Source organism: Budvicia diplopodorum (genome assembly GCF_009800925.1).
GTDB lineage: Bacteria > Pseudomonadota > Gammaproteobacteria > Enterobacterales > Enterobacteriaceae > Budvicia > Budvicia diplopodorum.
Map to the genome: position 1 here is coordinate 101,350 of NZ_WOYF01000001.1, position 13,415 is coordinate 114,764.

Consider the following 13,415-nt stretch of genomic DNA (forward strand, 5'->3'; position numbering starts at 1 on the left):
GTACCGATAACTCACAAACCGTTTAGCGTAGTATCAATAGGGTATCGCTGCTGGCTATTTAAACCAGTCCTGCCATACGGGAATCACTTTATCCGGCAATGATAACCGGCGGCCTAACTCAAGCCACGCACAGGGACCGTGAAAATCAGAGCCCTGAGAGGCGAGTAGCTGGTATTCTTCTGCGTAGCGGGCTAACTGAGTGCGTTCATCAGGCGCCTGCTGACACTGGGCAACTTCTATTGCATCACCGCTGTCTTGCTTGAAATTAACGATTAATCGCCTCAACCATTTAGGCGACAAATCATAGCGGCTCGGATGGGCTAACGCCGCCTGCCCACCGGCAAGGTGAATAGCGTCAACCGCCTCTTTAATTGTACACCACTGAGGAGGGACATAGCCCGTTTTACCTTTGGCCAGATACTTCTTGAATACCTGAGCCATATTCGACGCTTTACCAATCTCAACCAGATAACGGGCAAAGTGCGCGCGGGTAATTCCGGCATCACCGGCAAAGGCTTTCGCCCCGGCCAACGCATCGGGAACCTGGTTCTTCTCTAACCGCCGGGCGATCTCTTCCGCCCGCTTCTGCCGCCTTATCGCCTGATCGGCCAACAGCGCCACCATCGCCGATGACTGAGGGTCAATACCGAGCCCGAGAATGTGAATATCAAAGCCTTCCCAAGCGGTAGAAATTTCGACGCCGTTAATCAGGCGTAGCGGTAAAGCCAACCGGCTAATCGCATCCGCCGCCTCAGCCAGCCCCGCCGTCGTATCGTGATCGGTAATCGCCAATACGCTAACCCGCATCTCCACCGCCCGCTGAACTAACTGAGTAGGCGTAAGCATGCCATCGGACGCCAAAGTATGGCTATGAAGATCGTAAATCGGAAACCGAGGCATCTCAGCCGGCGCATTATCGAGTGGTTCTAAATAGGGTAGTTCTATGGGTATATCGGTCAAAAGAGGTCCGGGGTATGCAGTTAAGTCGTTGCTAAATTTAAAGGGTATTGATATCACGAAGCAGATAAATACCATAACGGCCCATATCATAGCGCTTTACTCAGGTTAACCATAATGGTTAATCAGAAATTATTCCACAATGCGTTTGTTGTTAAAAAGCAATTGACCTCGAACTTGTCGTTGACCTGTCCCTTGACCTTCACCTCGAGCATGACGAATGTTGCCGCAGACAACGGGAAGGTAGCATGCCCAGCAGGACGCTGGGCAAGGCACGGCTTCGTCTGGAATGAATCCGTGCCGGTGCGTTAAGCCTTACCGATGGCTAAGGTTGCCGCAGCAACGCTGCGGTCAACATTGGTAGCGAGGCCTCCGGGTGCAGGGGCTCTCGGCCTAGAGCCCCTGCTTGGCCGCGTGTGGCTTGGTCAAGAAGATCGTTGAACCGTTAGCGGACAAAAAATGCGCCGGACTAATCTTTTAGAGATTCATCATGCATTCGCTCCCTTTACCAATGACACCAACTATTCCAATCAAAAATTAAAAGAAACTTCTCATCCCATACAACATTCTTCCCCAACCTTCGATATAATCCCCCCAATCTCCTGCTAAACGGTAACTTAAACTATGGATTATCAACTCGATCTCGACTGGGATGACTTTCTGGCACGCTACTGGCAAAAGCGCCCGGTGGTTCTAAAGAACGTTTTCAAAAACTTTATTGATCCAATATCCCCTGATGAATTAGCAGGATTAGCCATGGAGAGCGAAGTTGACAGCCGTCTGGTTAGTCAGCCTAACGGTCACTGGCAGGCCAGCAATGGTCCTTTTGAAAGCTACGACCACTTGGGAGAAAAAGGCTGGTCGCTGCTGGTTCAGGCGGTTAACCACTGGCATGCCCCTTCGGCTGCGCTGGTTAAACCGTTCCGTAAACTCCCGGACTGGCGTCTTGACGATCTGATGATCTCGTTCTCGGTGCCCGGCGGTGGCGTTGGACCACATATTGATAACTACGACGTATTTATCGTACAGGGCATGGGCAGCCGCCGCTGGCGCGTGGGCGATATCGATAAATCGCTGAAGCAATATTGCCCGCATCCGGCGCTGTTACACGTTGAACCGTTTGAACCCATCATTGATGAAGATTTAGAAACCGGCGATATTCTGTATATTCCACCGGGGTTTCCGCACGATGGCTTCACCCATGAAACCGCAATGAACTACTCTATCGGTTTTCGCGGCCCGAACGGTCGCGATTTGATCAGCAGCTTTGCCGACTACGTGCTGGAGCAAGATCTGGGCGGTGAACACTACAGCGATCCAGACCTGAAGCTCCGAGACCATCCGGCGGAAGTTCAGCCTCATGAGCTTGAGCGCCTGCGTACCATGATGTCTGACTTAGTCAATCAGCCGGAAGAGTTTAACCAGTGGTTCGGCCGTTTCATTACACTGTCACGTCACGAGCTGGACCTCGCTCCCGCTGAACCGCCTTATCGTTCTGATGAAATTTATGACTCGCTGGTTCAGGGCGAAAGCCTGATTCGATTAAGCGGCGTACGCGTACTGCGGGTTGGTGACACCTGTTACGTTAACGGTGAGCCGATCGATACCGACTTTATCGATGCCGCCGACGCCATGTGCCGTTACCCGTTAATCGGCCAGAAAGAGCTGGGCGAAGCGCTGGAAGATCCGGCATTTGTTTCCATACTGGCCGGCTTCGTCAACAGCGGTTACTGGTATTTTAACGATTAAACACCGCGTTTGTTGAGCAAAAGCCCGTTAAGTCGTCAGATTTAACGGGCTTTTTACTTTAACGTTTACCTTAATGCTCACTTGAATAAATAGAAAGCTAACCGGCCGCTGGCGTTTTTATCGCTTCAAGCAGCCCTTCTTCCCGATCGACGGCAAAACAGGCAATCAGCTGGTCATGATATTTTTTCAACGCTGGCTTAACCTCAAAGCACTGGTCAAAAGCCCGGCGACAGCGGGCGTTAAACGCACAGCCCTGAGGCGGGTTCAACGGGCTTGGTAGTTCACCGGTTAGCTTAATTCGCTCACGTCGGGCATCCGGATTTAGCCGCGGCGTGGCCGACAGCAGCGCCTGAGTGTAAGGATGACGCGGGTTATTAAAAATTTCCGCCTTCGGCCCTTGCTCAACGCAGCGACCCAAATACATCACCATCACCTCATCGGCAATGTGTTCTACCACCGAAAGATCGTGGGAAATAAACACATAAGACAGGCCCAGCTCCTGCTGCAAATCCATCATCAGATTCAGCACCTGCGCCCTGACCGACACGTCTAACGCTGAAACCGGTTCATCGGCAATCATAATTTCTGGATTCAGCATCAGCCCTCTGGCAATGGCAATGCGCTGGCGCTGCCCGCCGGAGAACATGTGTGGGTAGCGGTCATAATGTTCGGTTTTCAGCCCGACTTTATCCATAATCGCCTGAGCGCGTTCTTTGCGTTCTGAACGGGATAGATGCGTATTGATAATCAACGGCTCCTCCAGAATATCGCCCACCTTCTTGCGTGGATTCAGTGAGGCGTAAGGGTTCTGAAAGACAATTTGAATTTTCTGCCGCCGTAGCTTTTGCGCGGCCGGATCGTGCTTCAGGATATCTTGCCCCTGATAGTAAATTTCACCGGCAGTCGGCGTTTCAATCATGGTCAGCAGGCGTCCGAGGGTTGATTTACCACAGCCCGACTCGCCGACAACCGCCAGAGTTTTTCCCCGTTCCAGCGTAAAAGAGACGCCGTCCAGCGATTTAACCTGCTGCTTCGGTGAAAACATTCCGCTTTTCACCGAGTAGTATTTTTTCAGATTAATAGCCTGCAACAGCGGCGAATTGTTATGACTCATAGCGTTGGCCTTCCGCGTTCGTCGAGCGGTGTATGACACTTAACCTGATGTCGGCTTTCACCGCGTAGCTCCGGCTCGGTTTCTCGACACAGGTCGGTTGCATAAGGGCACCTTGGGCTGAGCAGGCAACCGTTAGGACGATCGTATTTTCCGGGTACCACCCCCGGCAGCGAGGTTAACCGGCTCCTTTCTCCGGCGAATTCCGGCAAAGCCCGCAGCAAGGCTTGGGTATAAGGGTGGCGCGGCGCACGAAAAATTTGATTGGCTTTTCCGCTTTCCATCACCTGCCCGGCATACATCACGATAATATACTGGGCGGCTTCCGCAACCAGCGCTAGGTCGTGAGTAATCAGAATCAGCGCCATATTCTCTTTTTGCTGTAACGCCAATAATAGCTCGATGATCTGAGCCTGAATGGTCACGTCTAGCGCGGTAGTCGGTTCGTCGGCAATCAAGAGCTGTGGGCGGCAAGCGATGGCCATGGCGATCATCACCCGCTGGCTCATTCCGCCGGAAAGCTGGTGCGGATAGCTATCCAGGCGGGATTCCGGTGCCGGAATGCCCACCTGCGTGAGTAAATCAATCGCCCGCTGGTAGCGGGTTTTTCGGTTTCCGCCCTGATGTACCTTGAGCGCTTCCATAATCTGATAGCCCACGGTATAGCAAGGGTTCAGGCTGGTCATGGGGTCTTGAAATATCATGGCGACTTCATCGCCCACTAGCTGGCGGCGCTCTTTTTCAGAAATATGCTGTAGGTCCCGTCCGTCAAAGTTCAGGCCTTTAGCCATCACTTTGCCGGGGTAATCAATCAACCCCATGATGGCCAGCGAACTGACCGACTTTCCGGAGCCGGACTCACCAACAATGCCGACCACCTCGCCTTTTTCAATGCTGTAGCTCACTCGGTCAACGGCTTTAAACGGCGCGTTATCTTCACCGAAGTGCACGGACAGTTGATCAATATCTAATAGTGCCATGTCTCACTCCGGTTAATGTTTAAGTTTAGGATCGAGAGCGTCGCGCAGCCCGTCGCCCATCAGATTAAAAGCCAGAACCGTAAACAGAATCGCCAGTCCGGGAAACGTCACCACCCACCACGCGCTTTGGGCAAACTGCAACACAGAAGACAGCATGGTTCCCCACTCCGGCGTCGGCGGCTGAGCGCCCATGCCGAGAAAGCCCAGCGCGGCCATGTCCAAAATGGCGTTAGAGAAGCCCAGTGAAGCCTGCACAATCAGCGGCGCAACGCAGTTCGGTAAGATATTGACAAACATCTGGCGCATCGGGCCCGCACCGGCGACCTTAGAGGCGGTAACGTAGTCACGGTTAACTTCGGACAGTACCGCGGCCCGGGTAAGGCGAACGTAGTGAGGCAACGCCACGAAGGTGAGCGCTAAAGACGCATTGACAATCGACGGCCCAAAAACGGCGACCAGCACTAAAGCTAGCAACAGGCTGGGTAGCGCCAGCATAATGTCGGCTAAGCGCATGATAGCAATATCAATAATTCCGCCGATGTAACCAGCAATCAGTCCTAGCACTACGCCGAGCAGCAGCGATAGCGTAACCACCAAGCACCCAACCAATAGCGATAGCCGGGCGCCGTACATTAGCCGGGTCAGAATATCGCGCCCCACGTCGTCAGTACCGAGAATGTGTTGCATACTGCCGCCTTCCTGCCAGACCGGAGGGGTCAGCAGCGAATCACGAAACTGCTCCGCCGGTAAGTACGGTGCCAGCCACTGCGCACCGGCGGCGACAATCAGCATCATAGCGATGTACAACATCCCCACTACCGCGCCTTTATTGCGTTTAAAGTAGTACCAGAACTCTTGCAATGGAGTCATTGGTTTTGGGGCAGATACGGTAATTGTACTCATATTAAGCCCCTTATTTTCTATAACGGATACGCGGGTTAACCACGCCGTAGAGCAAGTCGACCAACAGATTAATCACAATAATCATGGTAGCAACCAGAAATACGCCACCCTGTATCACCGGATAATCACGGCGCTGCAGGCTATCAACCAGCCAGCGCCCGAGTCCCGGCCAGGAAAATATGGTTTCGGTCAGAATGGCACCGGCCAATAAAGTACCAATTTGCAAGCCGATAATGGTCACTACCGGCAGTAGCGCATTGCGCAGCGCGTGCACAATAATCACCCGTAGGCGGCTAAGCCCTTTGGCCCGTGCGGTACGAATATAATCCTCGCCGAGCACTTCCAGCATCGAAGAGCGGGTCATACGTACAATGACCGCTAAAGGAATGGTGCCAAGCACCAGCGCAGGTAAAATCAAGTGGTGCACCGCATCCCAAAAATCACCCGCGTCACCATACAGTAGCGTATCAATCAGCATCAGCCCGGTCAGTGGCTTGCTGGTATCAAGAAATATATAGTCGCTGATCCGCCCGGAAACCGGCGTGAGATTGAGGTGCACAGATACCAGCATAATCAGCATCATTCCCCACCAAAAAATCGGCATGGAATAACCGGTAAGCGAGAGGCTAACGGATACGTGATCAAACACTGAACCGCGTTTAACCGCCGCCAGAACCCCGACGGGGATACCGACCGCAATAGCAAACAGCATGGCACAGAAGCCCAGTTCGGTGGTCGCCATAAAGCGCGGAACAAACTCATCCCACACGGGAATTCGGGTATTAATCGATACCCCTAAGTCACCGCGTAGTAAATTACCGATATAGTGAAGGTATTGCTCATAAAGCGGTTTATCTAAACCAAGCTGCGCCATAACCTGAGCATGACGTTCAGCCGAAATCCCGCGCTCGCCGGCCATAATCATCACCGGATCGCCGGGAATTAAATGAATAAACGCAAAGCTCAGCAGCGTGATCCCAATAAAAGTCGGAATAATCAGTCCGAAACGTCGGAGAATAAATTGCAGCATAATGGCAATCTCAATAATTATTATCATTCAGCCATCGCGAAATTTCGTTCGCCGGTGACGCTATCCCCCCCGTTCTTAGCGCTAACCCTGAGCCTGATATCAGTCAACTGATAAAGCATCGGTCTCTCGCCGCTGGGGAACAATAGAGCCGGTCAATACATCAATAGCGACGAAACATACGCAGAACCAATCAATACCCCGTGATGACAATTTCCACCACGGGGCTGACATCAAACAGCTTACTTAGCCACTTCCACCGTAGCAAAAGAGTGCTTGCGGCCGTCGATCACATAGCCTTTAACCTCGGTGCGCACCGGCTCTGAAACCGTGGAATGCGCAATCATCAGCGCCGGAGCCTGATCGTGCATCACAACCTGAGCCTGTTTATAAAGCTCGATGCGTTTGTCGTGATCGGATTCAACCCGGGCTTTTTGAATCAAGTCTTCAAACGGCTTATAGCACCAGCGTGAATAGTTGGAGCCGTCTTTAGCTGCCGCACAGCTAAACAGCGTAGCGAAGAAGTTATCCGGATCCCCATTGTCGCCGGTCCAGCCAATCAACATGGTCTGGTGTTCACCGTTTTTGGAACGCTTGAGGTACTCACCCCACTCGTAGGTCACAATGTTGGCTTTCACGCCAATCGCCGCCCAGTCAGACTGAATCATCTCAGCCATCCGGCGGGCATTTGGGTTATACGGGCGCTGAACCGGCATAGCCCACAAATCGATGGTAAAACCATCGGCCAGTCCGGCTTCCTTCAACAGCTCTTTGGCGCGCGCCGGATCGTAGGCGTAATCCTGAACGGCATCGTTATAGGACCACATTGTCGGTGGGATCAGGTTTTTAGCCGGTTGACCGGCCCCTTGGAATACCGCGTCAATAATCGATTTTTTATTCACCGCCATGCTTAATGCCTGACGAACTTTCAGATTATCCAGCGGCTTTTTGGTCATATTGAACGAGAGATAGCCAATATTCAGCCCGGCTTTCTGCTGCAGAACAATATCTTTGTCCTTCTTCATTTTTTCCAGATCGGCCGGATTTGGGTACGGCATTACCTGACATTCATTCTTCTGAATTTTGGCATAACGCACCGAGGCATCGGGCGTAATAGAGAAAACTAAGCGATCGATTTTTGGCTTAGTGCCCCAGTAGTTATCAAATGATTTGTACAAAATGCGGGCGTCTTTCTGGTATTGCACCAGTTCAAACGGACCGGTGCCAATCGGCACGAGGTCAATCTGCTCTGGCGTACCGGCTTTCATCATGGCGTCAGCGTATTCGGCAGAGAAAATAGAGGCAAAGTCCATCGCGATATCGGCAATAAACGGCGCTTCCGGACGAGTCAGAATGATTTTAACCGTGTGGTCATCGACTTTTTCTACGGTTTGAATCAGGTCTTTCATGCCCATATCGCCAAAGTAGGCGTAGTTACCGCCAGAGACTTTGTGGTACGGATGGCTATCATCTTTCTGACGCATAAACGAAAACACCACATCGTCAGCGTTAAAATCGCGAGTAGGCGTAAAGATCTTATTACTCTGGAACTTCACTCCCTGACGCAAATGAAAGGTATAGGTTTTACCGTCCGGACTTACTTCCCACTTTTCAGCCAGTCCGGGGATGGTTTCAGTGCCACCAATTTTAAACTCCACTAACCGGTTATAAATCGGTACCGAGCTGGCATCAAACGAGGTTCCGCTGGTGTATAGCTGTGGGCTAAAGCCTTCAGGAGAACCCTCAGAACAATAGACCAGAGTATTCGCCTGCGCTGCGGCCACCATGCCAAGCGCTGCTAGGCCAATACTCAGATTGAGTAACTTCTTTTTCATTATAAACTCCCACGGTAATAGGACGTTGTGTGCTGGCTGTGTATGCAGTCGGGTTAATGACAGGTCCTGATATCGCTGGCGTTATTCCGTTTGGTGAGTTCCATTCAGAATTTCAACGCCAAATACCCATCGCTTAAACGAACATTTCATTAACATTTACGCCAACGGAGTATAGTAAGAAAAGACAAACCCATAAGATTGGAGACCAAACAAAATAATCACATTAGAAACCGCACACAATTAAACTTAAAAACCGTTCATTGGTAATTACATGGGATTTAATGAAATTATTTAGCTAGATTTTGATTTTTATATCGTAGAGAGGAGAAGATTCTAAGCGTAAGAGCTTAAGAAACTTTTAAAAGTCTGCAATTCATCACACTTTCAGCCCGCTTAGCCTTCACTACCGATAGATAAATTAAAGGCCCGCAGTGACAACGTCACTACAGGCCTTTAAACTCAGCGACAGCGCGGTTCTAACCGCTATTTCGCGTTTTTGGCATATTCGGCGGTTAATTCGGCAATTCTGACAATCACCGACACCGCTTTCTCCATGCCTTCCACCGTCACAAACTCGTGTTTACTATGCGGATTGTAACCGCCGGAAAACAGGTTCGGACAAGGCAGCCCCATATGGGAGAGTATCGCGCCGTCAGTGCCTCCGCGAATAGGTTCGACTTTCGGCTCGATCTGATTATCAATCATTGCCTGCTTGGCAATTTCAGTGACATGCGGATATTTAGCCACCGGATCCCGCATGTTGTAATACAGATCTTTGATATTCACTTCGATATGGCAATCGCGGTGTAGCCCATCGCCCACCTGCTTCGCGACGTCAATCAGCGTTCTTTTACGTTTTTCAAACCCGTCGCGCTCAAAGTCACGAATGGCATAGGTCATTTCCGCATAGTCAACGCTACCGCGCATGGAATTTAGATGATAAAAGCCTTCATAACCTTCAGTGTGCTCCGGCGATTCCAACACCGGCAACGCTTGCTGAAAACGGGCTGCCAGGCTTAGCGCACTAACCATCACCCCTTTCGCCTTGCCGATATGCACCGCATTACCGACAATTTTTACCGTCGCCAGCGCCGCATTAAAGTTTTCACACTCCAGCTCACCGACTCCGCCGCCGTCTATGGTATAAGCCCACTGAGCGCCAAACTGTTGCACATCGAAATTCTTCATCCCTTTACCGACTTCTTCGTCTGCGGTAAACGCAATGCGAATATCACCGTGCGGTTTATCGCTGGCTTTAAGCCGAGCGATGGCGGTAAGGATTTCAGCAATACCGGCCTTATTGTCAGCGCCTAACAGCGTTTTACCATCGCTGGTAATTAACGTTTGGCCAAGGAGCTGGTGTAAAACGGGGAACATGACCGGCGATAGCACTTCGTCGCCGATGCCCAGTGCGATATCACCACCGCGGTAGTTCTCAACGATCTGAGGCCTGACCCCTTTTCCCGAAATCTCTGGAGAAGTATCCATATGGGCCAAAAAACCAACGCTAGGAACAGGCCAGTCGACGTTAGACGGTAACGTCGCCATTAAACAACCGGTCTCGCTCAATACAATGTCTTCCATGCCCATTTCTTTAAGCTCGCGCTGTAATGCCTTTGCCAGAGCCATCTGCCCTTCCGTACTCGGTACCTGACGGGCATTTGCTCTTGATTGGGTGTCAAAAGACACATAATGAAAAAAGCGATCCAGTAATTTATCCATCTCTCATCCCCTCAAATATTCAACCTTCATTATGCGGGTAGCGTCACATTAAATATTGCGTCAGGTCAGTTTTAAATCGCTTTTACATGATATTGAAAGGAAATAATGCATAATATAGTCATATTAGATCCTTACGCTCATCTTTTTAGCAACTTATTGTTAACCTTAAATTTATTATTGATAAAAAAAAGAGCGATTAAACGGCTAATTAGGCTTTCATTTATTGACGGCAAGGTCTATTATCCGCGGTCATTAAAAAATGAATGGGGCCACTGGTTTCGAATAAACGGCTACACTAATGTTTATTCCTGCAGTCTTTTCCAGTGGTGGTTCTATCTGCCTTACTTTACGGGATAGAGTAGCGAAATTAAATGACTGATAACTCTTCGTCTTTACCGGTTGTCGAACTAAAAAACGTGCGTAAAGCGTTTGATGGCCGCGACATCATAAGCCAATTTAATTTAACCATTAATGATGGCGAGTTCCTGACAATCCTTGGCCCTTCTGGCTGTGGCAAAACCACCGTTCTTCGTTTAATTGCCGGCTTAGAAACCGTCGATGACGGCCAGATCTTGCTAACCAATCAGGATATTACTCATCAGCCAGCTGAACAACGTCACGTTAATACGGTGTTCCAGAGCTATGCGTTATTCCCGCATATGAACATTTTTGACAACGTGGCCTTTGGCCTGCGGATGCAAAAAGTGCCGGCTGACCAAATTACGCCTCGCGTAATGGAAGCGCTGAAAATGGTGCAGTTGGACGCATTCGCCCAACGTAAACCGCATCAGCTTTCCGGTGGTCAACAGCAGCGAATTGCCATTGCCCGTGCGGTTGTCAATAAGCCAAAAGTTCTGTTGCTGGATGAATCACTGTCTGCACTGGACTATAAGCTGCGTAAACAGATGCAAAGCGAGCTCCAGTCTTTGCAACGCCAGCTAGGCATCACCTTCGTGTTTGTTACCCACGATCAGGAAGAAGCCCTGACCATGTCGGACCGTATCGTTGTAATGCGCAATGGACGCATTGAACAAGACGGCACACCGCGTGAAATTTATGAAGAGCCGAAAAACATGTTTGTCGCCCGCTTTATCGGCGAAATCAACGTGTTTGACGCAACCATCATTAATCGTCTGGATGAGAAACGCGTTCTGGCTAACGTCGAAGGCCGCGAGTGCGGTATTTTGACCGAACTGGACGTTAATCCGGGCGACAAAGTAAAAGTATTGCTTCGTCCTGAAGACCTGACGGTCGTCGCCGTTAAAGAAGGTCAGGAAGTTGATGGCTTAGTTGGCTACATTCGTGAGCACAACTATAAAGGCATGATGCTGGACTCGGTTGTCGAATTAGAAAACGGCAAAATGGTGATGATCAGCGAATTCTTCAACGAAGACGACCCGGACGTTGATCACTCATTAGATCACAAAGTTGCCGTAACCTGGTCTGAACGTTGGGAGGTGGTGCTGGCAGATGAAGGCATATAAACCGTCGCAGCGTAAGCTGTTTCAGAAGTTTGCCATTACGGTCATCGTTTCATGGTTAGTACTGTTCGTTTTTGTACCTAACCTGATGATCGTCGGCACCAGCTTTCTTACCCGCGACGATGCCAACTTAATCTCGCTGGTATTTAGCCTGGATAACTACGCCCGGTTATTTGATCCGATGTATGCACAGGTGATGTTGCACTCGCTGAATATGGCGCTGATCGCAACCTTCTTCTGTCTGCTTATCGGTTATCCGTTTGCCTACTGCATTGCCAGTATGCCCAAGCGCACTCAGCCCATTATGCTGTTTTTGCTGATTATTCCATTCTGGACTAACTCTCTGATCCGTACCTATGGGCTGAAAATTTTTATCAGTACCAAAGGCGTGTTAAATCAGATTCTGTTGGGCCTCGGTCTAATCGACGAACCATTGCGCATTATGTACTCTCAGCAAGCGGTTATTATTGGTCTGGTCTATATTCTGCTGCCGTTTATGGTACTGCCGCTCTATTCCAGCATTGAAAAACTGGATAAGACCTATCTTGAAGCGGCCAGAGACCTTGGCGCAAGAAAGTTCCAAACCTTCACTCGGGTGATTATTCCGTTAACCATGCCGGGCATCATTGCGGGCTGTTTATTAGTTCTGCTTCCGGCTATGGGCATGTTTTACATTGCCGATCTGCTGGGCGGCGCTAAAAACTTATTAGTCGGTAATATTATTAAAAATCAGTTCCTGAGACTACGCGACTGGCCGTTCGGTGCTGCTACCAGTATCTGTCTGACCATTATCATGGGTTTCATGCTGTATATTTATTATCGCGTCAGTAAGTTACTTAACCGGAAGGATGAGCTGGAATGATAGGACGCCTGTTCCGTGGCGGCTTTATGACCGCCGTTTATGCCTTTTTGTATATTCCGATCCTGATACTGATCGTTAATTCGTTTAACTCCGCTAAATACGGCGTTACCTGGAATAGTTTTACCACCCAGTGGTATGAAATATTGTACAACAACGACAGCCTGTTACAGGCGGCCGGCCACTCGGTGGTGATAGCCACGTTTTCAGCCACCTTTGCCACCCTGATTGGGTCGCTGACTGCCGTAGCGCTATATCGCTATCAGTTCCGCGGTAAGCACTTTGTCAGCGGCATGCTGTTTGTGGTGATGATGTCGCCGGATATCGTAATGGCAATCTCCCTGTTGGCGCTGTATATGCTGCTTGGCCTGTCGCTAGGCTTTTGGTCGCTGATGCTGGCTCACATCACCTTCTGCCTGCCTTTTGTGGTGATTACCGTTTATTCACGGCTAAAAGGGTTTGACGTCAGAATGCTGGAAGCCGCCCGTGATTTAGGCGCATCAGAATTTACTATTCTACGTAAAATCATTCTGCCAATCGCTATGCCTGCGGTGGTTGCCGGCTGGTTGTTAAGCTTCACGCTATCGATGGACGACGTGGTGGTCTCTTCATTTGTTACCGGGCCAACGTACGAAATATTACCGTTGAAGATTTACTCAATGGTGAAAGTCGGTATGTCGCCTGAAGTGAACGCACTGGCCACCATCATGATGGTGTTCTCGCTGATACTGGTGTTAGCCAGCCAGCTTGTGCTGCGCGATCGTAACACCAAATAAACCAAATAGGTGCCG

At 50.2% G+C, this 13,415-nt stretch carries 11 protein-coding genes; 4 read left to right on the top strand and 7 right to left on the bottom strand.

Annotation, left to right across the window (positions count from 1 at the left end; all coding sequences use genetic code 11):
* Window positions 1-54: 54 nt before the first annotated feature.
* Window positions 55-900 carry an RNase RNM gene (rnm, locus tag GVI43_RS00450; protein ID WP_159565043.1) on the bottom strand — a complete coding sequence of 282 codons (846 nt, stop codon included), beginning with the start codon at window positions 898-900 and terminating at the stop codon, window positions 55-57.
* Between the two features lie 681 nt (window positions 901-1,581).
* Here rnm and GVI43_RS00455 point away from each other — a divergent pair.
* Entirely contained in the window at window positions 1,582-2,706 is a 1,125-nt protein-coding gene (locus GVI43_RS00455) for a ribosomal protein uL16 3-hydroxylase (RefSeq protein ID WP_159564318.1), read from the top strand.
* Between the two features lie 97 nt (window positions 2,707-2,803).
* Here GVI43_RS00455 and dppF read toward each other — a convergent pair whose 3' ends face one another.
* The 6 genes from dppF to pepT form a co-directional block, all read right to left on the bottom strand.
* Window positions 2,804-3,820, bottom strand: coding sequence for a dipeptide ABC transporter ATP-binding subunit DppF (gene dppF / locus GVI43_RS00460; protein ID WP_159564320.1), 1,017 nt, complete (start codon window positions 3,818-3,820; stop codon window positions 2,804-2,806).
* Complete coding sequence (gene dppD, locus GVI43_RS00465; RefSeq protein ID WP_159564322.1) at window positions 3,817-4,797, bottom strand: dipeptide ABC transporter ATP-binding protein; 981 nt, start codon at window positions 4,795-4,797, stop codon at window positions 3,817-3,819. The genes dppF and dppD overlap by 4 nt, the downstream gene beginning before the upstream one ends.
* A gap of 12 nt (window positions 4,798-4,809) precedes the next feature.
* Complete coding sequence (gene dppC / locus GVI43_RS00470; protein WP_159564324.1) at window positions 4,810-5,700, bottom strand: dipeptide ABC transporter permease DppC; 891 nt, start codon at window positions 5,698-5,700, stop codon at window positions 4,810-4,812.
* Window positions 5,701-5,710: 10 nt separating this feature from the next.
* Window positions 5,711-6,730 carry a dipeptide ABC transporter permease DppB gene (dppB, locus tag GVI43_RS00475; protein WP_159565045.1) on the bottom strand — a complete coding sequence of 340 codons (1,020 nt, stop codon included), beginning with the start codon at window positions 6,728-6,730 and terminating at the stop codon, window positions 5,711-5,713.
* A gap of 239 nt (window positions 6,731-6,969) precedes the next feature.
* Window positions 6,970-8,562, bottom strand: a complete 1,593-nt coding sequence (gene dppA / locus GVI43_RS00480; protein WP_159564326.1) for a dipeptide ABC transporter periplasmic-binding protein DppA — start codon at window positions 8,560-8,562, stop codon at window positions 6,970-6,972.
* 483 nt (window positions 8,563-9,045) lie between these two features.
* The gene (gene pepT, locus GVI43_RS00485; protein WP_159564328.1) at window positions 9,046-10,284 is read right to left on the bottom strand and encodes a peptidase T; all 1,239 of its coding nucleotides are present in this window, start codon (window positions 10,282-10,284) and stop codon (window positions 9,046-9,048) included.
* Between the two features lie 371 nt (window positions 10,285-10,655).
* On the opposite strand from pepT, the gene potA reads away from it, so the two are divergent.
* The 3 genes from potA to potC are packed head-to-tail and all read left to right on the top strand — an operon-like array spanning window position 10,656 to window position 13,400.
* Window positions 10,656-11,768, top strand: coding sequence for a spermidine/putrescine ABC transporter ATP-binding protein PotA (gene potA, locus GVI43_RS00490; RefSeq protein WP_159564330.1), 1,113 nt, complete (start codon window positions 10,656-10,658; stop codon window positions 11,766-11,768).
* A complete protein-coding gene (potB, locus tag GVI43_RS00495; RefSeq protein ID WP_159564332.1) occupies window positions 11,755-12,627 on the top strand; it encodes a spermidine/putrescine ABC transporter permease PotB in 873 nt (290 codons plus the stop codon). Before potA ends, potB begins: the two co-directional genes overlap by 14 nt.
* Window positions 12,624-13,400 (top strand): spermidine/putrescine ABC transporter permease PotC, encoded by a 777-nt coding sequence (gene potC, locus GVI43_RS00500; protein ID WP_159564334.1) that lies wholly within the window; start codon window positions 12,624-12,626, stop codon window positions 13,398-13,400. Before potB ends, potC begins: the two co-directional genes overlap by 4 nt.
* Window positions 13,401-13,415: the final 15 nt, after the last annotated feature.

Bases quoted from the DNA above. Each gene is read 5' to 3' on its own strand.
- pepT (WP_159564328.1), bottom strand. From the start codon at position 10,284: ATGGATAAATTACTGGATCGCTTTTTTCATTATGTGTCTTTTGACACC.
- rnm (WP_159565043.1), bottom strand. From the start codon at position 900: ATGCCTCGGTTTCCGATTTACGATCTTCATAGCCATACTTTGGCGTCC.
- potB (WP_159564332.1), top strand. From the start codon at position 11,755: ATGAAGGCATATAAACCGTCGCAGCGTAAGCTGTTTCAGAAGTTTGCC.
- dppB (WP_159565045.1), bottom strand. From the start codon at position 6,730: ATGCTGCAATTTATTCTCCGACGTTTCGGACTGATTATTCCGACTTTT.
- dppA (WP_159564326.1), bottom strand. From the start codon at position 8,562: ATGAAAAAGAAGTTACTCAATCTGAGTATTGGCCTAGCAGCGCTTGGC.
- potC (WP_159564334.1), top strand. From the start codon at position 12,624: ATGATAGGACGCCTGTTCCGTGGCGGCTTTATGACCGCCGTTTATGCC.
- potA (WP_159564330.1), top strand. From the start codon at position 10,656: ATGACTGATAACTCTTCGTCTTTACCGGTTGTCGAACTAAAAAACGTG.
- GVI43_RS00455 (WP_159564318.1), top strand. From the start codon at position 1,582: ATGGATTATCAACTCGATCTCGACTGGGATGACTTTCTGGCACGCTAC.
- dppF (WP_159564320.1), bottom strand. From the start codon at position 3,820: ATGAGTCATAACAATTCGCCGCTGTTGCAGGCTATTAATCTGAAAAAA.
- dppD (WP_159564322.1), bottom strand. From the start codon at position 4,797: ATGGCACTATTAGATATTGATCAACTGTCCGTGCACTTCGGTGAAGAT.
- dppC (WP_159564324.1), bottom strand. From the start codon at position 5,700: ATGAGTACAATTACCGTATCTGCCCCAAAACCAATGACTCCATTGCAA.